The following is a 25,435-nucleotide window of genomic DNA, read 5'->3' as shown; positions in this document are numbered from 1 at the left end:
AGACAATTATGTCAGGAGTATCTTTATTAATCGCTTTTGTCATTGCGATCGCCGTCATGATCTTCATGATCAGCAAACTTAAAATTCATCCTTTCCTGGCTATTTTGGCGGTTTCATTTGTCTTAGGTATTATCGGAGGGATCCCTCTTAATGATGTCAAGGCGGATGGCGAGGTTGTTAAGAAAGGCATAGCAACCGTCATAGGTGCAGGCTTTGCCGGAACGTTTACCAGCATCGGTATTGTTATCATTTTTGGTACCATCGTAGGCTCTTTACTGGAGCGTACTGGTGCAGCCATTAAATTGGCCGATATGGTGGTCAAAGTAGTCGGCCCCAAACATCCGGTATTAGCAATTCAGCTCATGGGCTGGGTTGTATCCATTCCGGTCTTTTGTGATTCCGGCTTTGTCATTTTGAACCCGATTCGAAAAGCGATGGTCAAGCTCACCGGTGCCTCTTCGGTGGCCATGACGGTCGGCTTGTCCTCTGGCCTTTATGCATCACACGTTTTTATTCCGCCGACACCCGGTCCGATTGCCGCTGCGAACACACTTGGCGTAGGCAATGAATTGCTTTTAGTGATGGGGCTTGGTGTTTTAGCCTCCATTCCCGCTCTCATAGGCGCCTATTTTTACGCAAACTATATCGGTAAAAAAGTGACCGCCGAAGATGACGTCAATTCGGATGAAATTGTTAAAACCTACGAAGAAATTGTTGCTTCCTATGGCACAATGCCCGGCGGCTTCGCCTCTTTAGCGCCCATTATTGTACCGGTACTCCTGATGGCAATGTCGAACATTGCTGCTATCTTAAAATGGACCGGTGCTCCGAACATGATCTTCCGCTTCCTGGGTACCCCGATTATTGCCCTTGCCGTTGGTATGCTTTTCGGTATTGGACTTCTGGTACAGCGTAAAAAAGGCAGCGAACTCTACAGCATTATCGATGATTGCTTAAAAACCTCCGGTCCAATTCTGTTTGTAACGGCCGCCGGTGGTGTCTTAGGCACCGTCATTGCGAACACCAATCTCGTGACCTTCATTGCAGACAATGCCACGGTATTTGAGAAAATCGGTATTTTCTTCCCGTTCCTGCTGGCGGCAATTCTTAAGACGGCCCAGGGCTCGTCCACCGTTGCTATTACCACCTCTGCAGGCATTGTCGCACCGCTCCTGTCGGTCCTTGGCTTCTCCGGCTCCGTCGGTTCCGCCCTGGTCGTTATGGCAATCGGTGCAGGTGCTATGACCGTTTCACACGCCAACGACTCTTACTTCTGGGTGGTGACCAACTTTGGTGCACTGACCCCGCAAGACGGTTATAAGACACAGACCACCGTTACCCTGATAGAAGGTCTCTGCGGTATCTTAGGCGTCTGGCTGATGAGTTTGGTATTGCTGTAATGGATAGTCGCAAAAGACTAGATGCCGTCCGTCAGGGCTGAACGAAAAGGCCATCCCTGCTAAACGAAAACAAAAATAGCGAAGTTTCGACGCAAGCGTGTTGAAACTTCGCTATTTTTCTTTAAGGAAGGGGGCGTTAACTCAGCCCTTTTTCTTTTCTTTCAGGGCTTCCCGGGCCATTTGTTCCGCACGCACCATTTGGTCCACGGCGGCCTGCTCTTCTTCGGCAGTGGGAACGTCGGTATCTTCGACGTTAAGGTCGAGGGCGCGCGTTTCCTTGTCAGAGAGTTTCTTCAGAACAAGACAGGTACGACTCGGCACGTAGAGCGTCAGCCCTTCATCCCAGTCGATATCGTCCATCGGCTCGGTGCGGTAGACGATGTCTTCGACAATCCGATCGAAACCACCATATTCCGGGCGATCGCTGTTGAAAATGACACGGTAAGCGCCTTTTTCATTGGTCGGGAAGCGCAGGCTCTCGTACGAGTTTTCCGGATGGAAGTTGTAGACGAAGAGCAGATTATTTTTGCGATAGACGATGATCTTGCGATCCTCATAGATGCGAATGTACTGCATCCCTTGCGCGCCTGCCAGCTTCTCCTGTTTGGCAATATCCAGCATGTCGCGGTCAAAGCGTGCGAGATAGCTGTATTTCAAGTCTTCGTCGAGCATCAGATGCCATTGGCGACGGGCGTAGTGGAAACTCCAGTCATTTTCTTGGCGCGGGAAATCAATCCATTCCGGATGGCCGAATTCATTGCCCATGAAGTTGAGATAGCCGTCCTGGCCTGTAGTAAGGGTGATGAAACGGATCATCTTATGCAGCGCGATGGCGCGATCGATGATGTAATTGTCATCGGATTTGCGCATATGCCAGTAGGCCTGCTCGTCCGCCAACCAGAAAAAGAGGGTCTTATCACCGACCAGCGCCTGGTCGTGCCCTTCGGCATAAGCAATTTTTTTCTCTTTCGGACGGCGCGTGGTCAGTTCGAAATAAATTTTATGCATGGACCAATCGTGATCGTCGGTTTGCATGAGCTTGATCCAAAGATCCGGAATGCCCAACGCCAAACGATAATCAAAGCCGATGCCACATTCCTCCGGCGGCAGGCAGAGACCGGGCATGCCGCTCATATCCTCGGCAATGAGTACCGCCTCGGGTTTTAATTCGTGAACGAGAGAGGTGGCCAGCGTCAGATAGGAGACCGCGTCGATATTGGTATTCATGGAGAAATACTTTGCATAGCTGTCAAAATTGGTGCCAAGGCCATGGTCGTTGAAAAGCATGGAAGTGATGCCGTCAAAGCGGAAACCGTCCAGATGGAATTCCTCCAGCCAATACTTCAGATTGGAGAGCAGGAAATGCATGACGGCAGGTTTACCGTAATCAAAGCACATAGAATCCCAAGCCGTGTGATAGCCGGCATCGCCGGGGAGGAAAAATTGCTCCTGCGTTCCGTCAAATTGATTGATGCCTTCTTCGGTGTTCTTTACGGCGTGTGAATGCACCAGATCCATATAGACCGAAAGGCCCATCTGATGCGCGGAGTCCACAAGGTATTTGAAGTCATCGGGTGTACCAAACCAGCTGGAGACCGCAAAGAAATTGGAGACATGGTAGCCGAAGCTGGCGTAATAGGGGTGTTGCATGATGGCCATCAGCTGCACCGCATTATAACCGGCTTCCTTGATTTTCGGCAGGGTATATTCCACGAATTGACGGAACGAACTGATCACGCCCTCTTCTTGTGCGATGCCCACATGAGCCTCGTAGATCAGCGGGGCGGCCTTGACCGGGCGAAAATCGGCGTCATGCCATTCATACGGCGTTTCCGGATCCCAAATGACACCCATCCAATCGATGGAACCATCTGCATGGACCTCTTGGACCACACGATGGCAGTACAGAGGGATTTTGAAATGATCGCCGTAATCGTATTGCACCATGACTTTGATGCGTTGGCCATGTTTTAAAGCATCATGTCCTTCGAGATAAATTTCCCAATCGCCGTGTTCATTGCGATGGAGGGGGTGGGTGTAGCGTTGCCAATTGTTGAAATCGCCCACTAAAAAAAGCAGATGTGCGGAGGGCGCCCATTCGCGGTACACCCAGCCGGTTTCCGTCCGATGGAAACCATAGTAGTGATGTCCGTTGGCAAAATCGGACAACGTTCCCTCTTTACCTAACAGTAAACGACGCTTCGTTTCCAGATTATCCATACGAAGCTTCAGGTCGTTTCGATAGTTGCTCAGCCAAGGATCAATGTCTAGAATCGCTTCAATGGCGGCTTCTCGTCGCTCTTCAAAGCGCTTGTGACTCAAATCGTTTGCCATAACGTCTCCTTCCGCACCATCCGACAGATATCTGCCTTCAGTATAACACGACCGCTACGCGGTTACGGTCGAATTTCAATAGGGGCTATGATAAAATAGCAACGAATCAGGACTGACAGACGGAGGGAACAATGAGAAAAAGAATCGGTATTTTAACCAGCGGCGGAGATTGTCAAAGTCTCAATGCCACGATGCGAGGATTTGCCAAGGCAATGTATCGCCAAGAGCCGGATACGTGCATTTACGGCTTCGTGAATGGCTATTGGGGCTTAATGTATAACGAATATATTGAAATGACACCGGATCAGTTTTCCGGTTTATTGACGCGCGGTGGCACCATTTTGGGGACAAGCCGTCAAAGCTTTAAGTATATGTCCGAGCCGGATGAAAACGGAATGGATAAAGTCGAACTGATGAAAGGCACCTACAACCGTTTGAAACTGGATGCCCTCGTTGTGTTGGGCGGCAACGGTTCGATTAAATCCGCACAGTTGCTGGCGGAAAATGGCTTGAATGTAGTGGCTCTGCCCAAGACCATCGATAACGATCTCTATGGCACGGACCTCACCTTCGGTTTCCATTCCGCGCTGGACGTGGCTACTTACGCCATTGATTGCGTACATACCACGGCAGCATCACACAGCCGCGTTTTTATTGTAGAAATCATGGGACACAAAGTGGGCTGGCTCACCCTTTACGCCGGTATTGCCGGCGGAGCGGATATAATTTTATTACCGGAGATTCCCTATTCTGTCGATGCCATTTGCCGTGGAATTGCCCGTCGCCGCAGTCAGGATCATAAATTTACCATTATTGCTGTGGCAGAAGGCGCCAAGTCGGTAGAAGAAGCGGCCATGAGTAAGAAAGATTATAAAAAGGCCTTGTCGGAACGTGACACCAACTCCGCGGCTTATCATCTGGCACAAGAAATTGAAAAATCCATCCAAGCCGAGGTGCGCGTCACCGTGCCGGGGCATATGCAACGCGGCGGATCGCCGACGCCGTATGACCGTCTCATTGCGACACGTTGCGGCGCCGCTGGCGCAAAGGCCGTAAAAGATGGGAAGTTTGGCGTGTTGGTGGTGTTCAAAAATGGAGCAACCACAACCATTCCTTTGGAGGAAACGGCTGGTCGCCTGAAGACCGTGCCGGCAGATCATCCTCTGATTCAGGAAGCTCGTGCTGTGGGCATCAGCTTCGGCTCGGAAGATGATGATTAAACGTGATAGAGAAAAGGAGGGATCGTATGCCGGATAAGAAGCATACGTCCTCGGTTGGCAAAGACGAAACAAGACGAATGGCTGTGCGTCGTGCCACCCCGGAGAATGCAAGTCAAACAAAGAATAACCATGTTGCCGTGGATGCGTGGATTCGCAAAACAGAAGCGGAAGACCAGCGGCGGCATCGCAAGGTTCAGGTGCAGCATCGTAACGGAGGAAGTGCCGGTGCGCCATCGCCCAAAAGAGGAAGCGGTCAGCAGGGTGTCATACCGAGTGGCGGTTTTTCCCGTGTGATGGTCACAGCGGCCACCGTCGTGTTTTTATTGGTATTGATTTGGTTCATGGCGACGATTTTCATCGGCGCCATGGGAAAGCCGAAAGAAAAAAGCACAGCGGAATCTTCCGCTTCGGAAGTGGCGCGAGCATCGGAGTCCGCTGCCGATTCGGGGCCCGCTAAAAAAGCACAGGAGAGCTCCTCGGACAGTGTGCCGAAACCTTTAGTGGAAGGGGATGCGGATTACCGGGATCCGGATTCTTGGGTTGGTAAGACATTTTTAGTCGAGGACGATGCCAATGTACGCAGCGACGGCGGGACGCAAAATTCCGTGATCTTTAACGTGGATCCCGGCGAAAAAATCGTGGTAAAAAAGGCCAAGATGGTAGATGACGCCGTTTGGGTACAGGGTCCCATCACGAAAAAAGACGGCACCACGAAAGAGGGCTGGATTTACGCCTATGCCCTCAGCAATAAGCAGAACTGAGAATGGGAAAGGGGCAATGATGCGAGGATGGGTGCGCACTGCCACAGCGGTTCCGCCGCTTCACGCCGGCGATCCGCAGGCGAATGCGAAGGAAATTATACAAGTATTAGAGGAAGCGGAGACGAAAGAAGCGGATGTGGTGGTGTTCCCGGCGTTTGCTTTGACGGGAGCCACGCTTGGGGATTTATATGATGCGCCGACGTTGCTGTTGGCAGCGGAGGAGGCCCTGGAAGAAATTGGGGAAGCCACCAAGAAAAAACACCCTGCCCTCGTTTTAAGCTTGCCGCGTCGCGCCAATGGGGCGGTTTATGAAGCGATCGTAATCGTGCAGAACGGGATGGTGTTCGAGACCTCTGATTTTACCCTCGTGAATCGCTATGACGGATCGCTGTTGTGCCGCTGTACGGTGGCGGAGGCAGAAGACCTGGAATCGGGTACGCCCTGGGATATCTGGCAGGAAAACGGCGTGGATCTGGTATTGATCCCGGCGGCTTTACCGGCCGGCATGGGAAAAGCTTCGGCGCTGACAAAACAGGTGAAGGCGCTCTCGGCACGCGGCTTTGGTATTGCGTTAGCCTCGGCGGGAGAAAATGAAACAGGCTTGGATGCCCTCTACGGCGGAGATCGGCTACTTACGGAAAGCGGAATGCTGCTTGCTAAAGGTGGCACGCTGGGTAGCCATACGCTTCTTGCGGATGGCATACCGGCAGAGGCAGAAGGTCTCTTTACCCTCTATGCCGATATGGATTTGGACCGCCTGGAAGGCACGCGTCACCAAGCGTTGGAAGCACGAGGCGTGGAAGTCGAGGAAGAAGAGGACGTTGAGACGTTACCCATGACACCGCGGCGTGAAGCGGCGTGGTGCGCCGTGGATGCGGCACCCATGGTGGCCAAAACGGACGAAGCGTGTGAAGAGGTGTTGCAGATACAGGCGCGCGCCTTAGCGCGTCGTATGCGGCATGTGCATACGAATCAGGTATGGATCGGCCTTTCCGGCGGGTTGGACTCTACCTTGGCAATGTTGGTATCGCTACGGACCTTCGCCTTGGAAAATTGGGACATAAAGGGCATTCATTTGGTCAGCATGCCGGCATTCGGCACGGGCAAGCGTACGCGCAGCAATGCTTCTGCCCTGGGGGAAAGCAGCGGCTGTGATTTTCGGGAGATTTCACTGACGGAAGTGCTGACACAGCATTTTCAAGATATCGGTTTGCCGAAGGGAGACCATTCGGTGGCGTTTGAAAATGCGCAGGCACGCGAACGCACTCAGATTTTGATGGATTTGGCTAATCTGCACGGCGGGCTGCATGTGGGGACCGGTGATTTCTCGGAAAGTGCGCTGGGCTGGTCCACCTATAACGGGGATCACATGTCCATGTTTAATGTGAACGGCGCCATAGCTAAAACTATGGCACAGGCGCTTGTCCGTTATGAAGCAAAGCGTTTGCCGACCCTGCGGCCGATTCTGGAAGATATCTTGCGCACACCGATATCGCCGGAACTTTTACCTGGCCGGGAAGGGGAAATTGCGCAGAAAACGGAAGATCTGATCGGCCCATACGAGATCCACGATTTCTATCTATATTATTTCCTGCGGTATCGCTATGAACCGGAAAAGCTGTTGACGCTGGGAGAAAAAGCGTTCGCGGGACGATACGATCGAAAAACCTTGCTATGGGTTATGCATCGTCTCTTTGAGCGCTTCTTTGCCAGCCAATTCAAGCGATCGGTGATGACGGACGGTGTGGATATTGGCATTCTTTCCCTTTCGCCGCGCGGAGGCTGGGAGATGCCATCGGATGTACGTGCCAACGCATGGCTTAGGGAAGTCGAGCAGTTAGCGGAAGAGGGAGAAGCGTAATGCGGGGACTCTTTATTGCCTTAGAAGGATCGGATGGCTCCGGCAAAACGACGGTATTAAACGGCATTCGCAACCATTTTGACAAAGCGGGCATAGAGGTGCTCTATACGCGCGAACCGGGCGGTCCGCCCATTGCGGAGAAGATTCGCACCTTGCTGCTGGACCCTATGAACGGTGAAATGACCGCCATGACGGAGGCCTTGCTCTATGCGGCTTCTCGTGCCCAACATGTCGAAGAGGTAGTGCTTCCGGCACTGGAAAAGGGCGCCATCGTTCTGACCGATCGCTTTGTATTAAGTTCATTGGCCTATCAGGGCGCAGCACGTGGCCTCGGTCTACCCGCCGTGGCAGAAATCAATCGCTATGCAACGGGCGGACTAATGCCGGATTTGACGCTTTTCTTGGATGTAGATCCGGTGACCGTGTTACGGCGTAAGGCCGAAACGGCAAAAAAAGATCGATTGGAAGAAGCAGGTGACGCTTTTTTTCAAAAAGTTTATAATGGATATCAACAAGCCATCCCTATGATGCCGCATGTTGTACGAATTGACGCCTCGAAGCCTGCGGAAGCCGTCATCGAAGCGACTTGGCAGGCGATTGAAAAAAGCCACGCACGGTGGCAAAAAGGAGCCACGCGATGAAACTATTAGTATGTATCGTTCAAGACAGCGACGCAGCGCCCTTAACGGAGGACCTCGTTGAGAATCAGTTCCGCGTTACTCGTCTGCCGTCCACCGGCGGATTTTTGAAAAGCGGCAATACCACGCTGCTCTTGGGCGTAGAAGAAGTTCAGGTGCATGATGCGTTGGATATCATTCGCCGCAATTGCTCTCGCCGCAAGACCATTGCGCCCATGATGAGCCCGCAGATTGATCCGAGCTCGTATTCCTCAATTCCCATTGAGATTGAAGTTGGCGGTGCTACGGTATTCCAGCTGGACATCGATCAGATGTATCGTTTATGAGTAGCACGGCAAAACTATCGGAACTGTCGCACGCCTATCTCATCGAAGGCGAGCGAGACATAGCGCTTCGAGAAGCGCGCCGCTTGGCGCGCGGGATTCTGATGCCTCAAGACGAGGCCACTCCCCTCGAAGCGTTGCGTGATTTTAGGGAAGTTCCGGATGAGAAGGTTCCCATCGCTATGGTACGGGAGCTGACGGCCGGTATGTACCAGAGACCGCTTGAGAGCGCGTATCGTGTACTTCTTTTGAATTATGCGGATCTTCTGCGTGAAGAGGCACAAAATGCCCTGTTAAAATCGTTGGAAGAGCCGCCTTCTTACATTGTTTGGATTTTAGTCGCGGAAAATTACCATAAACTGTTGCCCACGATTCGTTCGCGCTGCCGTTTGATACATTTGTCGCGTGCCCGACAGGACAAGATTTCTCTTTCCCCGGAGGAAGAGGAGGCGTTGTTTCAACTGTTGCGCAAGAGCTTTGCGGGCGAAGGGGCGGTTGTTTTTGATCGTCGGGAGACGTTGAGTCCCTGGGTGGATAAAAAAACAGAGACGCTATCCGCTATCACAGAGATTCTGCAAAATATGCTACAATATAAAAGTATACAAAGTTTTGTATCCGCAGACCCACGACGACGGGCGCATTGCAAAGCGCTGTGTCAGGAAGTCTCGTTTTCACAGATTTGTCTGGCCATCGAGCAGACAGAACAATTGCGGGGGCTGTTGGATGTGAATATCAACATGCCCATGGCATGGGAGCACTTTTTTTTGCATCTCGGAAGCAATTCCGTGAATTCATAGATGTTGCATAGAAGGGAAAACGAATGACGGAAGTAATTGGCGTTCGTTTTCAACGCACCGGTACCATCACCTATGTGGATCCGAATGGTGAAAAAGTCGCGAAAGATGAGGGAGTCATCGTTGCTACCGATCGTGGTGTTGAATACGGAACGATTCGTATAGAGAATATTGAGTTACCCGGAGAGTTATTGCCGCCGATTTCGGCAACGCTTTTGCGCCGAGCGGATGCGGCTGATCGGGAGACTGTTGAGGAAAATAAGCGTTTAGCCAAGGACGCATTGGCGCTTTGCGCGATAAAAATCGAAGAGCATCAACTGGACATGAAGCTGGTGGATGCAGAATATACGTTTGATCGTGATAAGTTAATTTTTTATTTTACGGCGGAGGATCGTGTGGATTTCCGCTCTTTGGTGCGCGATTTGGCGCAAAGTTTTCATACGCGCATTGAGCTCAGACAAATCGGTGTGCGTGACCAAGCCAAGATGATTGGCGGTTTGGGACAGTGTGGTCAGCCCGTTTGTTGTCGTCGTTATTTGAGCGATTTTATTCCGGTTTCCATTAAAATGGCAAAAACGCAGGGGCTTTCCTTGAATCCGACAAAGATTTCGGGAGTTTGCGGTCGTCTGATGTGCTGTCTGAATTATGAGCAGGACCATTACCTGAGCAATACGAAACGCGTACCGGCCAAAGGGACGCTGGTGTTGACGCAGGAAGGGCAAGGCTATGTCGTGGATCGCGATGTGTTGCAAACGCGCGTACGGGTGCATGTGTACAAATCGGACGGTTCGGAAGATGAAAAATACTATTATGTCAGCGATATCGAAGTGCTGGTACGTCGCAAAAAAGGTCAGCCGCGTCCCGAACTGCGCGATGAAGAGGAGCTGCAGGAGCATGAGTTTGTGACGGAAGGCGAGAAGGCCGAGCATCGCAAGGAGATGGCAGCATGTCCTGCTTGTCACTGCAAACCGTCCAAAGAAAATGCGGCGGTGGTCATGACTTCGGAGGAAGTTTCCATCACCGAAGTAATGGTTTCTGACGACCATCATGTGGAAACGATGACGGTGCAGGAGATGAAAATTCTGCGCGGAGAGACGAACGAGACGAAGGAGCCTTATGCGCAAAAGGGGCGCGTAAAAGCGCGGTCGCGTCGGCGCGGACGACATCGTTGATTTCTTGACATACTTTTCAGGAACGATTATGCTGTTCCTAACAGCATCGCTGTTAATGTGGAGTGAGAATTTAATACTTATAGGAGGTAGTATCATGGCACATGTAATTCATGATAACTGTATCGCGTGTGGGACGTGCATCAGTGAGTGCCCGGTAAATGCTATCAGCGAGGGAGACATCTACGTCATCGATCCTGATGCTTGCATCGATTGCGGTGCTTGCGCAGGTGTTTGCCCGACCGGCGCCATTGAACCGGAAGCCTAAGGAAGGAAGGGAGTGCACTGCACTCCTTTTTTTTGTTGCTCCAATGAAGGAGGGATTATGCAGGAGACACAAAATGAAAAACAGGGACAGCTGATTCTGGTGCCTACGCCCATCGGGAATCGTAGCGATATTACGCTTCGCGCTCTTGAGGTGTTACGCGCGGCAGACGTGATTGCCTGCGAAGACACACGTCACTCCGCTCCTCTCTTGGACGGCTACGATATCCATCGCCCTCTGATTTCTTATCATATGCATAACGAACAGGAACGCTCCGAAGAACTGCTGGATCGCGTGGAACAAGGCGAACGTGTTGCTGTCATTTCGGATGCCGGTATGCCTGGCGTTTCGGACCCGGGCGGCGTTCTTGTGCAAAAGGCCATTGCGCGGGGCCTTTCTTATACCGTATTGCCGGGCGCCTCAGCGGTAACCGTTGCCGCGGTCGCCGCAGGCCTTGGCGATGGGAGCTTTGCTTTTCTGGGCTTTTTGCCGCGTTCCGGCAAAGAACGCGAACAGGCGTTGACGTTCCTGGATACCTTGCCCATCACCGCTCTTTGTTATGAGTCGCCATTTCGCATCCGAAAAACAATACTCGAGATGGGGGCACGTTGGCCGGATCGACATTTTGCCCTTCTGCGGGAATGGAGCAAGCAATACGAAGAAGCTCTGCACTTTACCGGACACGAAGCGGAATCTCTCTCGTTTGTAGAAAAAGGCGAATTCGTCCTGGCCATCGGCCCCGCCATCGCCACGGATACGACTTGGAGCGATGCTGCCGTTTGTGAAGCGTTGGAGCGTCTGGAAAGCAACGGCCTTTCGCCCAAGGCAGCCATGAAACAGGTCATGGCGGAATCCGGCCGCAGTCGCAATGCTATTTATCGCCTGCGCGAGGAGAGCCGCCGCAGCAACTGATTCTGCTAGTGTAGCCAAGGGAGCCGGCCTGCGAGAGAGCTCCCTTTTCAAGCACCAACCCCCTAAAAATATTACATATCTGTAATAATTTGTTTCAGTTTTTCCTAAAACCTAGGCTCGAATTTGCAAAATTACCATCGCCTCCATATAATAGTTGAGCAAATCGTAACAAAAGTATTACAATAGTGACAGTTTCGTTACAGGCACATCGGACTTCGACTCCCGATAAGGACTGACCATCCTGCCTGACGGATTGCACACCTTGCTAAGCAAGGAGGGGAGGCTATATGAAGAAACATTCGAGCAGGAGGGGACGTGCGCTTATTTTAGCGGGCGTTCTGATGATGAGCGCTGTAGCGGGCGGTTTTGTTTACGCGCAGCGTCCGAAAGTAGTTCATGTTACATATAATAATGAACAGAGAGAATTAGTAACCAGCAAGGAAACACTCGGTGATGCGTTAAAAGATGCGCGTTATGCGGATCTGGCAGATGCCAAGATCAGTATGGATCTGAATCATGCCGTCAAAGATGGGATGAACCTAGAGATCCTGACAAAAAAGAAAATTACCTTTTATAACGGTGGCAAAGCCGTGACGCGTGAAACGTATGCGTCCACCGTGGGCAGTTTTCTCACGGAAAACAACATCGATCCGGATCAGGATGACGTGATTCAGCCGGCGCGTACCGAAGACTTGCATAAGGGCGATACCGTTCGCGTGGATTATTACGAAACCCAAATGGTAACGGAGAACACGCCGTTAGATTTTAAAACGCTTACGAAAAACACAGACGATCTCAACATCGGCAAATCCAAAGTCCAACAAAAGGGCGAAAAAGGCAATCGCCAAACGGTGACCAAAACCATCCTGAAAAACGGACAAGTGGCTGAGAAACAAGTGGTATCGGATCAGGTGACGAAACAGCCGGTGGAAGAAATCATCCTAAAAGGCACACATGATTCGTCTCCACGAAGCCCCCAACTATACACCTTAAGCCAGTTCCGCTTCCAAGGCGTGGTGTACTACGGCGGATACAAATATACCTTCTATTCCCAGAGCGTCTTGCCCGGTGGCGGTCTCTATATTCCGGGACGTCATATTAACGCCGGTGGCTATGTTGTGGATGGCGATGGCTATATCGTGTTAGCCGGCAGTGCTGCGAAGGGAACAGTATTCCCGACACCATTTGGCCATTACGGCAAAATTTATGACCGCGGCACCTCAGGTAATCACCTGGACGTTTACGTTCGCTAAACTAGTAAAAAGATTATGAAGGCGACGTTTCAACAGTTATGTTGAAACGTCGCCTTTTTCTTTTGGCCGTCGGGGAAAAACTCTTATTGCACAGGCTTGTTTTGAACGGCGTGATGCGGCGGTGAGAGGTGGTTGGGGGAGGTGGCGGGACAACTGGGTCGGGCGATGCGGCAGGTTGAAGTGGTGGCGCGACTGGGCCAGGCGACGCGACGGGCCGAGCTATGTGGTGGGGCGAGCTATGTGGCGGGGCGACGGAAGATGGAACGGCTAGCAGAATGCCTGCAAAACGGTCATCCGTACCGTGGGTTTTGGCAAAAACGCGATTACCAACGGTAGAAAAAGGGGCGGCACAGTGCTTGGCATACCGTGGGTTTTGACGAAATCGCAATTACCAACGGTAGGAAATAGGGCGGTACAGCGCTACGCATACCGTGGATTTTGGCAAAAACGCGATTACCAACGGTAGAAAATGGGGCGGAACGGCGCTACGCATACCGTGGGTTTTGGCAAAAACGCAATTACCAACGGTAGGAAATAGGGTGATGTTGTGCTTTGCGTACCGTGGGTTTTTGGCAAAATCGCAATTACCCACGGTAGAAAATGGGGCGGAACGGCGCTACGCATACCGTGGGTTTTGGCAAAAACGCGATTACCAACGGTAGGAAATAGGGCGATGTTGTGCTTTGCGTACCGTGGGTTTTGGCAAAAACGCGATTACCAACGGTAGGAAATGGGGCGGTACAGCGCTACGCATACCGTGGGTTTTGGCAAAAACGCGACTACCAACGGTAGAAAAAGGGGCGGTACGGCGCTACGCATACCGTGGGTTTTGGTAAAAACGCGATTACCAACGGTAGGAAATGGAGTGATGTTGCGCTGAGCGTACCGTGGGTTTTGACGAAATCGCAATTACCCACGGTAGAAAAAGGGGCGGCACAGTGCTTGGCATACCGTGGGTTTTGGCAAAATCGCGATTACCAACGGTAGAAAAAGGGTGATGTTGTGCTTGGCATACCGTGGGTTTTGGCAAAATCGCAATTACCAACGGTAGAAAAAGGGGCGGCACGGTACCTATCCGAATGGAGCTCGTCTGCACCCGCCGTTCCCCCTGCACCCGCCGTTCCCCTGCACGCGCCGTTTCTCCTGCACCCGCTGTACCCCTGCGCCCGCCGTTCACCCTCGCCATACACTTGGCTTCCATAACTTTTGCCACCTGAATCTGGTATTATTAGGCCGAGGATTGTAATACTGTTGCGGTTACGAAATAACGCGTAATATCAGGCCTTTCAGAGTTTAGGCAATCACGCAATCGCGGACGACGTGCTGGCAGGATAATGGCAGGTTCTCAGAAATCCGGCAACCCGGGCCATCATAAACCCTCAGAAATCCGGCAACCCGGGCCATCATAAACCCTCAGAAATCCGGCAACCCCGGAAATTACAGATCCTCGGAAATCTGGCAGCATAGGACATCGCAAATACATAACAACCCCAACACAAGCACACAGAAAACCGGAGAAAATACAAAGGAGGCATTATGCAGTACGAACTCAAGGGCGGGAGCTTTCCCGTGGTGATCTGTCAATTACAAAACGGCGAAGCCATGAAAACCGAAGCGGGCTCTATGGTCTGGATGAGCGATACGATGGAAATGTCGACCAATGCGGGCGGCGGCTTAGGCGGCATGTTTTCACGTGCGTTTTCGGGTGAGAATATGTTTCAAAACATCTATCGCGCCCATGGCGATGGTATGATTGCTTTCGGCTCCAGCTTCCCAGGGAAAATTTTAGCCTTGCAAGTTACACCGGCTCAAAACTTTATTTTGCAGAAGAAGGCATTCTTGGCCTCGGAGATGGGCGTGGAACTGGCAATGTATGTGAATCGCAAACTGGGCGCAGGCTTTTTTGGCGGCGAAGGTTTTATCATGCAGAAGGTCAGCGGAAACGGCATTGTCTTCGTGGAGGTTGATGGCGAATTCATGGAATATGAATTACTAGCCGGACAGCGGATGATCGTCGACACTGGGTATTTGCTTGGTATGGAGGCATCGGTAAATATGGATATCCAAGAAGTGCCGGGACTGAAAAATAAACTGTTGGGTGGCGAAGGCCTCTTTAACACCGTACTGACCGGTCCGGGCAAAATTTGGTTGCAGACGATGCCGATTAGCGGCTTAGCAAAGGCCCTGTTGCCGTTTTTCCCGAGAAACTAAAGCAAAACGGGGCCCGAAAGGGTCGGTTTCTTGACACGCTCCGTTAGGAATCGGTATCATGAGGCGATAAGGGGGATTTGCCATGAAATACTTTGGTACGGATGGATTTCGCGGAGAAGCGAATCGATCCTTGACGGCCGCACATGCTTTTAAGATCGGCCGTTATTTAGGCGCGCATTTTGTGCAATTGCAGAAGGACTTGCGTGCTTCTTGCGGCGGCGGTCGCAATCTGCCCGAATGGGCCGAGGAAAAACGTCCGCGCATTGTCATCGGTAAGGATACGCGCCGTTCAGGCTATATGCTGGAAAATGCATTGGCAGCGGGCATTACGACAAGCGGTGCGGATGTCAGCCTGATGCACGTGACCACTACACCCTCTGTTTCGTATGCGGTACGGGTGGATAATTTTTGCTGCGGCATTATGATCTCCGCCAGCCATAACCCGTTCTACGATAATGGCATTAAGGTCATTAACAGCGCAGGCGGTAAGATGGAAGAAGCCCTACTTCAGGAAGTGGAAGACTACATGGATGCGGAAGAGGAGACGCTACCGCTTGCCGAACGCGGCGATATCGGCATGGTCGAAGACTATTCGCGTGGTCGAAATCGCTATATCGGCTATTTGATTCAGACGGTGCGTCGGTCGTTTAAGCGTATGCGCGTCGGCTTGGACTGTGCCAACGGCGCTTCCTTCACGATTGCGAAAAACGTCTTTGATGCGTTGGGAGCGGAGACGCATCTTATTCACGACAATCCGAACGGCCTGAACATTAACTTGGACTGTGGTTCCACCCATATCGAAAGCCTGATCGAGCTGGTCAAGAAACAGAAACTGGATTGCGGCTTTGCTTTTGATGGCGATGCAGATCGCTGCATTGCTGTGGACAATCGCGGCCACGTGGTCAATGGCGACGCAATTCTTTACATTTGCGGCAACGATATGAAGGCACATAATGCGCTGCCTAACGATATGGTTGTGACCACCATTATGAGTAATTTTGGCCTGTATAAGGCATTTGAACGGGCCGGCATTGCCTATGTTAAGACACCGGTTGGCGACAAGAATGTCGCGGCGGAAATGTTTGAGCATGGTTACGCCTTAGGCGGCGAACAGTCCGGCCATATCATCTTTTCCAAATACGCTACAACCGGCGATGGCGTGCTGACAGCGTTACGGCTGGCAGAAATCATCGTCGAAAACAAAACCGATCTGGCATCGTTGCATCAAGACCTTTTCGATTATCCGCAGGTGTTGCGCAACATCCTTGTTGATGATAAAGAAGGCGCTTTGGCCAATCCGCGTGTGCAGCGCGCTATTGAAGAAGCCAATCGCGTTCTTGGCAATGAAGGCCGCACGGTGGTGCGTGCTTCCGGCACGGAACCGCTGATTCGCGTGATGGTCGAGCACTTAAAGGATGATCTGTGTCAGCAAATGGCGGATCATATTGTGCAAGCCTTCCGCGAAGAGGGCTATACCGAATGATTTTTCCAGACGAAGCACTGGAAGTGCTGCGTCGTTTGGAGGAAGCAGGCTATGAAGCCTGGTTTGTCGGCGGCGCCGTAAGGGACCGCGTTCTGGGACGCGAAGCGGCAGATGTGGACATCACGACCAGCGCCACACCATCGGAGATTGAGGCGGTTTTTGCCGGAGAGCGGACGCTCGATGTGGGCAAATCCTTCGGCACCATTCGCGTCGTGATGCCGCAGGCGGTATATGAAGTGACGACCTATCGGGCAGAAAGAAACTATATCGATGGTCGACACCCTGAGACGGTGGAATATTCCCGTCATATCGAAGACGACCTCAAACGCAGGGACTTTACGATGAACGCAATGGCTTGGCATCCCGAACGGGGTCTCTTGGACCTTTATGGCGGACGCCAGGATCTTGCGGCAGGTCTCTTGCGCGCCGTGGGCGTGGCAGCGGAGCGCATGGAAGAGGACGGTTTGCGCATGCTTCGTGCGGTGCGCTTTGCCTCCCGCTTTGCTATGAAACTTGAGCCATCGCTACGAAAAGCCATTATTGATCAACATACGCAAATCGAGCGCATATCGGTTGAGCGATGCTATGAAGAATTAGAGCGCATGCTTACGGAAGGCCATCCCGATCGCGCCGTGGATTTATTGGCGGAAACGGGGTTGTGGGAGGCGTTGTTCCCGGAACTTCCCGCAGCAAATGTTTCTCGCCCACTTTTGTGTGCGGTAACAGCTGATGCCGCCTCGCGTTGGGCGGCTGTCGGCAGTGGAAATCAAACCTTGCGCACCCGGGAAGTCGAGGAGAATACCTCGGCAGAACGGGAAGACGGGGCTAAGGAACGAGCCAAGCGAATGACGGAGATTTTGCATCGCTTCAAAGCGTCCACGAAGCGCTCTTCGGATGTGCGGTTATTACTCGAAGCACGTGCGGAAGCGCTGCCGCAGACCCTACCGGAAGCACGAAAATGGCAGGGCGAGCATCCCAAGGACACACGGCGTATTCTGCAATTTTTGGCGGAAATAAGTCCCGTGCTGTATCCGGAAGGCGCGTGGCGAACGAAAACCCTGGAGCGCATTACCCACACCAGCGCATTAATCGATATAATAGAAGAATCGCATCTGCCTGTAAGCGTCAAGGATCTGGTCATACGCGGCGAGGATTTATTAGCGCTCGGTATGAAACCAGGAAAACGCGTCGGGACGATGCTTCTGTATTTACTGGATCAGGTCATCGAGGAAAAACTGGAGAATACGACATCGCGTCTTTGCGAAGCGGCGCGTCGTAAGTTGGAAGAGGGAGAGAACGGATGAAGCCGATCATAGTTGCTGATTCAAGTTGCGATTTAAACGACGTGCTGGCCAAGGAAATAGCCATTCAGCGTGTGCCTTTCGCATTAACCAGTAATGGGCATCACTACGTGGATGACGAAACCATGGACATCAAAGCCTTCTTGGCAGACATTGATGCTTCCGAGGAAGTCACGCAGAGTGCGGCAATGTCTCCGCAGCATTTTATCAACGCCGTGGGGGATGCCGAAGAAGCCTTCCTGATCACGATTACGGGACGACTGAGCAGCACCTATAACAATGCCTGCATGGCAGCACGAGAGATGCGGGAAGCCGGCAAAAAGGTTCACGTCTTTGATTCACAAGCGGCTTCTGCCGGAGAAACGTCGTACATGTTCCGCATTCATCAAGCCATTGAAGCGGGCATGACGTTTGAAGAGATTGCTGCCAAAGAAGCAGAAATTGCACAAACCAACTACACATACTTCATTTTAAATAATTACAGTACGTTGACGAAATCCGGGCGTCTTCCGCGCATTGCCGGCAATATTCTGACGAGTCTCTCTATTTGCCCGGTTTGCCGCGGCGTGAATGGAGAAATCGGCTTAAAGTCTATTGCACGCGGCATGGATAAGGGCGTGAAGCGATTGGCGCAGCACATTGCTGCCGAAGCGGTCGACTTTTCCCAACGCACCCTCTTTATTACGCATATTGATGATCCGGAAAGAGCGGAGCAGGTGAAGGAAGAAATCTTGAAGCTCTCACCGTTTCCTCGTGTTGAAATTATGGCAGGCACCGGACTTAATGCCTGCTATGCCAACCGAGGTGGGATTATCATCGGATTTTAACCAATTGCGCTTGGCACATATGGTATAATCATAAAATCGTGTTAAAAATGAAACAATAAGTTTTTCTAAAAGGAGTTTTAAAGCATGGCAAAACTGCAATCACATGAAGACAATCGCGCGGTCTATACGTTTGAGATCGCATGGGATCTTTTCGACAAAGAAGTGAACAAGGTCTACAACAAGAACAAGAATCGCTTCCAGATTCACGGCTTCCGTAAAGGCAAAGCCACCCGTAAAATCATTGAAATGAGCTACGGTGAAGGCGTCTTCTACGAAGATGCTCTCAACAATCTTCTGCCCGAATACATCGAAAACGCCTCCAAAGAATTGGAATTGGAGCCCATCGGTCGCCCGGACGTGGATGTGAAGAAGCTGGAAAAGAAAGAAACGATTGAGATCGAAGTTTCTACAGATACCAAACCGCATCCGACCTTGGCAGACTACCAGGGCATGGAAGTTGAACGTCATCCGGTGACCGTTGAGGAAGCGGAAGTCGATCAGGTGATTTCCTCAGAACAGCAGAAAAACGCCGTCATTCGTCCGGTAGAACGTGCTGCAAAAGAGGGTGATACGGTACAGATTGATTATGCCGGCAGCGTGGATGGTGTTGCTTTTGAAGGCGGCACCGCAGAAAAGCAGCAGTTGGAATTGGGCTCCGGCTCGTTTATTCCCGGCTTTGAAGAACAGATTGTCGGTCATAAAGCGGGCGAGAGCTTTGACGTGAACGTCACGTTCCCGGAGAAATATCATGCCGAAGATTTGGCCGGCAAAGATGCCGTGTTTGCGGTTGTGCTGCATGAAGTGCAGGAGAAGGATATTCCGGAAGCCGACGATGATTTTGCGCAGGATGTCTCCGAATATGACACCATGAAAGAATATCGTGACGCCATCCGCAAGGATCTGCAGGAAAAAGCAGAAGAGCGCGACCTCAATCGTCGTCAGAACGATACCTTGGCAAAATTGGCCGAGATCTCCGATGTCAAAGTACCGCAGTCCATGATTGACGATCAGGTTGAGGTGGAAATCCGCAACATGGCCAACCAGCTGCAGCAGATGGGTCTTTCCTTTGATCAGTACCTGCAATACAGTGGCCAGAGCATTGATATGATGCGCGCCAACTATACGCCGATGGCACGCGCCCGTGTTGCCGGCGATCTGGTACTTGGCAGCCTCGTCGAAGAGCAGAAATTCGAAGCGACGGAGGAAGAAATTGCCGACGAGATGAAAGAGATTGCCCAAACATATGGCGCACAGGATCCGGAAGATTTCATTCGCCGCATGAAAGAGATGAACCAGGAAGAATTGGTGGCGGATGATATCCGTAAAAAGAAAGCGCTCGACTATTTGCTTGAGCAGGTAAAATGGGTGGACGCGCCGGAAGAGACGACAGAAGACACCGATGAGACAAAAAAGGACGATAAAAGCGTAGAGAAAGAGTCAAAGTCGGGGTACGATAAGAAGGCAGACAAAAAGTCTGCAGGAGACAAAACGGAAGAAAAGTAAGCGGGCCACAGCGTTGGCTCGAAAGGAAGAGAGGGAAATATGCCTTTAGTCCCAACTGTGATTGAAACGACCGGACGCGGAGAGCGTGCGTATGATTTATTTTCACGCCTCCTGGAAGAACGTATCATTTTTGTGACCGGACCGATTGAAACACAAATGGCCAATCTGATTGTCGGACAGCTACTGTTCTTGGAGCATAAAGCGCCAAACAAGGATATTCAGTTGTACATTAACTCGCCCGGTGGTGAGGTAACGGCCGGCATGGCTATTTTTGATACCATGAACTACATCAAAAGTGATGTCTCCACCATCTGCGTGGGGATGGCAGCCAGCATGGGAGCCGTACTTTTGGCAGCCGGCACGAAGGGCAAGCGCTATGCACTGCCCAACTCGGATGTTATGATTCATCAGCCATCCGGTGGTGCGCAGGGTATGGCCTCCGACATTGAAATTACCGCAAAGAAAATTCTCGAGACGAAAATGCGCCTGAATCAGATTTTGGCCGACGCTACCGGTCAACCCCTGGAGATCATTGAGAGGGATACGGACCGCGATCGCTGGCTGAACGCCGAAGAGGCAAAACAGTACGGCCTCGTGGACCAAGTCATTACCTCCATGAAGTAAAAAGAACAAGGAGAAGAAATGGCTGATTTTCACGAAGATCCGGTTCGTTGCTCATTTTGCGGCAAAACATCGGATGAGGTGGAACAGATTGTGGCCGGTCCCGGCGCTTTCATTTGTAATGAATGCATTGCTCTTTGCGACGAGATGATGCGGGAACGGAGTCAGGAAGCGGCCAAACAAGCCTCGCAACAACGCAAATTGCCCACGCCTGATGAAATCAAGCGGGCGCTGGACGATTATGTCATTGAACAAGAAGAAGCAAAAAAGGTGCTGTCGGTGGCGGTTTACAACCACTACAAACGCATCTATCGCGGTGAAGAAACCACCGTGGAAATTCAAAAGTCCAATATTTGTCTGATCGGCCCCACGGGCTCGGGCAAAACGTTGCTGGCGCAAACGCTGGCAAAGACGCTGCAAGTGCCCTTTGCCATTGCGGATGCGACAACGCTCACTGAGGCCGGCTATGTGGGTGAGGATGTCGAAAACATCATTCTGAAACTTCTGCAAGCCGCCGATTATGATGTGGAATTGGCACAACGCGGCATCATTTATATCGATGAGATTGATAAGATTGCGCGCAAATCCGAAAATCCGTCCATTACCCGTGACGTTTCCGGTGAAGGAGTGCAACAGGCTCTGTTGAAGCTCATCGAAGGAACTGTAGCCAATGTGCCGCCACAAGGCGGACGCAAGCACCCCAATCAGGAATTCATTCATGTGGATACCTCAAACATTCTGTTTATTGTTGGCGGTGCCTTTGCCGGGATCGAACAGGTCATTAAAGACCGTCGGGAGAAAAATCCCATCGGATTTAATCAGGCCGTAGCGGATCACTCGGAAGAAACCATATCGGAGACTTTGCAGGAAGTGATTCCCGAGGATCTGATGAAATTCGGACTGATTCCCGAACTCATCGGTCGCGTTCCCGTTCTAGTGGCATTGAATGAGCTGTCTGTGGAAACGCTGGAACGTATTTTGACCGAGCCAAAAAATGCTCTGGTCAAACAGTATCGTGAGCTGTTCCGCATGGATGACACAGAATTGACCATCACGCCCGAAGCCATTCATGCGATTGCAGAAAAGAGCTTTGCGCGAAAGATGGGCGCGCGCGGATTACGCTCGATCATGGAGTCTGTTCTTATGGATGCCATGTATCAGGTCCCTAGCGACACCACTGTTCGTCAAGTGGTTGTGGATGAGGACAACATCCGAAAGGAAACGCCTTTGCGGATGGTGAAAGAAACAGAAATGCCGGGACAGCAAAAAATGTCCTTGCACGAAAAGTAAAACACGGGGCACCGTGAAGCTTACGGCGGCCGACAGCCGGGAAACCGGCTGTTTTTTATTAGGAGGAGCAATGTTACCCAAGTATTATGAACTAAAAAAGACGGTCTTACCCATTCTCTTGGTGCGCGGCTCCGTTGTGTTTCCCAACCAGGTGATTCACTTCGATTTGGAAAGCGAAGAGGCGGAAAGCGTCCTGGAATGGGCGACACGCAATCATTCGCCGGTAGTGGTCGTTCCCATGACGGATCCTACCATTGAAGAGCCCTCATTGGGCGATTTTTCCGAATTCGGTACGGTGTCCAGCATTCGCCAATCATTCCGCTTGCCCGGCGGCTCCAGCAAAGTCATCGTGGAAGGTATCGCGCGGGCTAAAATTGCGCATATCATTCGCACGGATCCTTATGTCGAAGGCGAAATTTTAACCTACACCTATCTGCCGGATGAAGTCGAGGTAGACGAAAAACTGCAAAATGTGATGCGCCTGACCGCCACCGCTGCCGTGGATTATCTCAAGGAATCCATGCAGGTGCCGGAAATGTTCCTGTATCCGCTTCTGGACGCCAAAGATCCCGGCCTTTTAAGCGATGAGCTGGCCTCTCATCTGGACTTGCGCCATGATGAAGAATTGGCTCTCTTACAAGAGCTGAACTTACAGGAGCGCTTGTATCAATTGCGCGCGGATATCGCTCTGTTGACCCAATTGTCGCGTCTGGATAAAGAAATCAGCGAAAAGGCGCAGGAGCGTCTACAGCAGTCACAAAAAGAATTTGTGCTTCGCGAGCAAATGAACATTCTGCGTGAGGAACTCGGTGAAACCGGCGGGGATCCCGATAATGCCGTCGAAGAATATCGCGAAATCTTCGCGCATCTGCCTCTTTCTGAAGAAGCGCGTGCGGCAGTCGATAAAGAGCTGGAGCGATTGGGGTATTTATCGCCAATGTCCCCGGATTTAAATGTATCCCGTGCCTATTTGGATACCCTGGCAGCCCTTCCATGGGGAGAATATACGCAGGATCGCAAAGATCTGGCCGAGAGTCGTGACATTTTGGATCATGACCACTACGGCTTGAAGGATGTCAAAGAGCGTATCTTGGAATTCATTGCCGTGCGTCAGCTGCGCCAAGATTCCAAGGGCTCCATTCTCTGCTTTGTCGGGCCCCCGGGCGTTGGAAAGACTTCCATTGCGCGCAGCATTGCGGCATCCATCGGGCGTAAATTTGTGTCCATGCGTTTGGGCGGCGTCTCGGATGAATCGGAAATTCGCGGGCATCGCAAGACCTATGTGGGTTCCATGCCGGGACGAATTATTTACCACATGACCAAGGCAAAAAGCATGAACCCCGTATTCCTTTTGGATGAGGTGGATAAAATCGGCAGCGATTTTCGTGGCGACCCCGCCAGTGCCTTACTCGAGGTCTTAGATCCGGAGCAAAACAGCTCCTTCCAGGATCGCTTTCTGGAAATCTCCTTTGATCTGTCACAGGTTATGTTCATCACGACGGCCAATACGACGGAAACCATTCCGCGTCCTTTGCTGGATCGTATGGAAGTGATTCGTATCGAAGGCTACACTGACCAGGAAAAGCTGGTCATTGCCCAGAAACATCTGCTCCCGAAAGCACGCAAGGAAAGCGGCTTGCTGGCGAAACAGATGGTCCTGCCGAAGACGGTTTTGGAGGACATTTTACACTTCTACACGCGAGAAGCCGGCGTACGTGAGTTGGAACGACAAATTGAAAAAATTAGCCGGCGAGCGGCCAAACGTATCGTCGAAGGGGCAGAGTCGGTGCACGTGGGAAAGAAAAACCTGAAGGATTTCTTGGGCGTCCCTAAATTTAATGATGAGCCGCTGGCAAAGACGCCGCAGATCGGCGTGGTGAACGGCCTCGCCTGGACGGAAGTCGGCGGAGAGATTCTCAAAGTCGAAGCTAACCTCATGAGTGGTCACGGCGGCGTATTAACAACCGGCTCCATCGGTGACGTAATGCGCGAATCCGCGCAGCTTTCGCTTTCCTTTGTACGCGCCAATGCCAAACGCTACGGCATTGATCCGGGCTTTTACAATTACTTTGATACGCATATTCATATGCCCGAGGGCGCCGTGCCGAAGGACGGTCCCTCTGCCGGCATTACGATCTTAACGGCGTTAGTTTCGGCGCTTACTAAGCGTCCCGTCCGCAATGATATAGCCATGACGGGCGAAATGACGTTAACTGGGCAAGTACTGGCCATCGGTGGTCTCAAAGAAAAGATTCTGGCGGCTCGTCGCTATCAAATACACACTATCTTTTTGCCGAAAGAAAACCATCGCGACCTGATGGAAATCGAAGAGATCGTTCGGGAAGGCATGCAATTTGTGGAAGTTTCCCATGTGGACGAAGTGTTGCAGGCAGCACTCCTTGAGCCGGTGGAAATGAAGAAGCCTGTCGTCTTCCGTTCGCGGGAGAAGACGAGCCATCTGGGCTTTCATATTTCCTCTACCTCGGGGGACATGTCGACACAAAGCGATGGCCCTTCGGCTGAAAACAACGGGAGCCTTTTATGAAAATCATTACGTCTGCCTTAGAGGCCATGGCAGCGCTGCCATCGCAATATCCGACGGAAGAATTACCGGAGATTGCCTTTGCCGGACGCTCCAACGTCGGCAAATCCACCCTCATCAATTCGCTCTGCCAACGCAAAAAGTTGGCCTATACCTCCGCTACCCCGGGAAAAACGCGCACGGTCAATTTTTATCGCATTGAAGCCGAATGGGAGGAAGCACGCCATGCCTTTCGCCTGGTGGATCTGCCGGGCTACGGCTATGCGAAAGCATCCCGCAAAGCCCAGGAAGAATGGGCCGCCGGCATTAATACGTATCTCGAAAGCCGATCCATGCTTCGGGAGGTCATCCTGCTCTGTGATTTGCGTCATGCACCAACAGCGTTGGACAAGCAGATGTACACCTGGATTCGCTCGAACGGCTATGCCGGTCATGTGATTGCCACGAAGGCGGATAAAGTTCCCGTCACGAAAATTCGCGCCCAACAAAAAGTGTTGGCACAGACACTTGGCACCGATGTCGCACACATTCATCCTTATGCTGGCAATGTGGCCACAAAGAGTTTCGGGACAGAAGAACTTCGCCTGTTGCTGTTGCCCTTTGTTTCGTAGGTAAGGCGAAAGCGATTGAGCGGCACGCAGCGGACTTGTCGGCGTAGCTTGCCGGCGCCAGCCTTGCCACGTTTGCCAAGGATTTTATAAGATCTTTAAAATTTGCCCATAATGCT

The 25,435-nt window shown here is 51.6% G+C and carries 21 protein-coding genes; 20 read left to right on the top strand and 1 reads right to left on the bottom strand.

Features of this window, described 5'->3' with window-relative positions; translation table 11 throughout:
• The first annotated feature begins 8 nt into the window (after positions 1 to 8).
• Entirely contained in the window at positions 9 to 1,400 is a 1,392-nt protein-coding gene (locus BN98_RS05495) for a GntP family permease (protein ID WP_019190460.1), read from the top strand.
• Positions 1,401 to 1,541: 141 nt separating this feature from the next.
• Here BN98_RS05495 and BN98_RS05490 read toward each other — a convergent pair whose 3' ends face one another.
• A complete protein-coding gene (locus BN98_RS05490) occupies positions 1,542 to 3,734 on the bottom strand; it encodes an alpha-amylase family glycosyl hydrolase (protein WP_019190459.1) in 2,193 nt (730 codons plus the stop codon).
• A gap of 131 nt (positions 3,735 to 3,865) precedes the next feature.
• On the opposite strand from BN98_RS05490, the gene BN98_RS05485 reads away from it, so the two are divergent.
• From BN98_RS05485 to yihA, 19 genes are all read left to right on the top strand, one after another.
• Positions 3,866 to 4,954: a 6-phosphofructokinase gene (locus tag BN98_RS05485; protein ID WP_019190458.1), complete on the top strand. Its 1,089-nt coding sequence runs from the start codon at positions 3,866 to 3,868 to the stop codon at positions 4,952 to 4,954.
• A gap of 26 nt (positions 4,955 to 4,980) precedes the next feature.
• Positions 4,981 to 5,715, top strand: coding sequence for an SH3 domain-containing protein (locus BN98_RS05480; RefSeq protein ID WP_019190457.1), 735 nt, complete (start codon positions 4,981 to 4,983; stop codon positions 5,713 to 5,715).
• Between the two features lie 16 nt (positions 5,716 to 5,731).
• Positions 5,732 to 7,576, top strand: a complete 1,845-nt coding sequence (gene nadE, locus BN98_RS05475; RefSeq protein ID WP_195891110.1) for an NAD(+) synthase — start codon at positions 5,732 to 5,734, stop codon at positions 7,574 to 7,576.
• Positions 7,576 to 8,217, top strand: coding sequence for a dTMP kinase (gene tmk / locus BN98_RS05470; protein WP_019190455.1), 642 nt, complete (start codon positions 7,576 to 7,578; stop codon positions 8,215 to 8,217). The genes nadE and tmk overlap by 1 nt, the downstream gene beginning before the upstream one ends.
• Positions 8,214 to 8,540 (top strand): cyclic-di-AMP receptor, encoded by a 327-nt coding sequence (locus BN98_RS05465; protein WP_019190454.1) that lies wholly within the window; start codon positions 8,214 to 8,216, stop codon positions 8,538 to 8,540. Before tmk ends, BN98_RS05465 begins: the two co-directional genes overlap by 4 nt.
• Positions 8,537 to 9,334 (top strand): DNA polymerase III subunit delta', encoded by a 798-nt coding sequence (locus tag BN98_RS07980; protein WP_019190453.1) that lies wholly within the window; start codon positions 8,537 to 8,539, stop codon positions 9,332 to 9,334. The genes BN98_RS05465 and BN98_RS07980 overlap by 4 nt, the downstream gene beginning before the upstream one ends.
• A 23-nt stretch (positions 9,335 to 9,357) precedes the next feature.
• Positions 9,358 to 10,503 (top strand): PSP1 domain-containing protein, encoded by a 1,146-nt coding sequence (locus tag BN98_RS05455; RefSeq protein WP_019190452.1) that lies wholly within the window; start codon positions 9,358 to 9,360, stop codon positions 10,501 to 10,503.
• A gap of 94 nt (positions 10,504 to 10,597) precedes the next feature.
• On the top strand, positions 10,598 to 10,768 hold the full coding sequence (locus BN98_RS05450; RefSeq protein WP_019190451.1) for a DUF362 domain-containing protein: 171 nt from the start codon (positions 10,598 to 10,600) through the stop codon (positions 10,766 to 10,768).
• Between the two features lie 57 nt (positions 10,769 to 10,825).
• A complete protein-coding gene (gene rsmI / locus BN98_RS05445; RefSeq protein WP_019190450.1) occupies positions 10,826 to 11,677 on the top strand; it encodes a 16S rRNA (cytidine(1402)-2'-O)-methyltransferase in 852 nt (283 codons plus the stop codon).
• A gap of 287 nt (positions 11,678 to 11,964) precedes the next feature.
• Entirely contained in the window at positions 11,965 to 12,930 is a 966-nt protein-coding gene (locus BN98_RS05440) for a G5 domain-containing protein (protein WP_019190449.1), read from the top strand.
• Between the two features lie 1,536 nt (positions 12,931 to 14,466).
• On the top strand, positions 14,467 to 15,141 hold the full coding sequence (locus BN98_RS05435) for a TIGR00266 family protein (protein WP_019190448.1): 675 nt from the start codon (positions 14,467 to 14,469) through the stop codon (positions 15,139 to 15,141).
• An 82-nt stretch (positions 15,142 to 15,223) separates the two neighbouring features.
• Positions 15,224 to 16,624, top strand: a complete 1,401-nt coding sequence (gene glmM / locus BN98_RS05430; RefSeq protein ID WP_019190447.1) for a phosphoglucosamine mutase — start codon at positions 15,224 to 15,226, stop codon at positions 16,622 to 16,624.
• Entirely contained in the window at positions 16,621 to 17,928 is a 1,308-nt protein-coding gene (locus BN98_RS05425) for a CCA tRNA nucleotidyltransferase (RefSeq protein ID WP_019190446.1), read from the top strand. Before glmM ends, BN98_RS05425 begins: the two co-directional genes overlap by 4 nt.
• The gene (locus tag BN98_RS05420) at positions 17,925 to 18,752 is read left to right on the top strand and encodes a DegV family protein (protein ID WP_019190445.1); all 828 of its coding nucleotides are present in this window, start codon (positions 17,925 to 17,927) and stop codon (positions 18,750 to 18,752) included. The genes BN98_RS05425 and BN98_RS05420 overlap by 4 nt, the downstream gene beginning before the upstream one ends.
• An 84-nt stretch (positions 18,753 to 18,836) precedes the next feature.
• A complete protein-coding gene (gene tig, locus BN98_RS05415; protein ID WP_019190444.1) occupies positions 18,837 to 20,255 on the top strand; it encodes a trigger factor in 1,419 nt (472 codons plus the stop codon).
• Between the two features lie 39 nt (positions 20,256 to 20,294).
• Positions 20,295 to 20,879 (top strand): ATP-dependent Clp endopeptidase proteolytic subunit ClpP, encoded by a 585-nt coding sequence (clpP, locus tag BN98_RS05410; RefSeq protein ID WP_019190443.1) that lies wholly within the window; start codon positions 20,295 to 20,297, stop codon positions 20,877 to 20,879.
• 18 nt (positions 20,880 to 20,897) lie between these two features.
• Positions 20,898 to 22,166: an ATP-dependent Clp protease ATP-binding subunit ClpX gene (gene clpX, locus BN98_RS05405; RefSeq protein WP_019190442.1), complete on the top strand. Its 1,269-nt coding sequence runs from the start codon at positions 20,898 to 20,900 to the stop codon at positions 22,164 to 22,166.
• 70 nt (positions 22,167 to 22,236) lie between these two features.
• Positions 22,237 to 24,711, top strand: coding sequence for an endopeptidase La (gene lon, locus BN98_RS05400; RefSeq protein WP_019190441.1), 2,475 nt, complete (start codon positions 22,237 to 22,239; stop codon positions 24,709 to 24,711).
• On the top strand, positions 24,708 to 25,319 hold the full coding sequence (gene yihA / locus BN98_RS05395; protein WP_019190440.1) for a ribosome biogenesis GTP-binding protein YihA/YsxC: 612 nt from the start codon (positions 24,708 to 24,710) through the stop codon (positions 25,317 to 25,319). The genes lon and yihA overlap by 4 nt, the downstream gene beginning before the upstream one ends.
• Positions 25,320 to 25,435: the final 116 nt, after the last annotated feature.

Origin of the sequence: Levyella massiliensis, from assembly GCF_000308275.2 — a bacterium.
Classification (GTDB): Bacteria; Bacillota; Clostridia; order Tissierellales; family Peptoniphilaceae; genus Murdochiella; species Murdochiella massiliensis_A.
The sequence above is the reverse complement of the archived record's forward strand: the minus strand, read 5'-3'. Positions and strand labels throughout refer to the sequence as shown.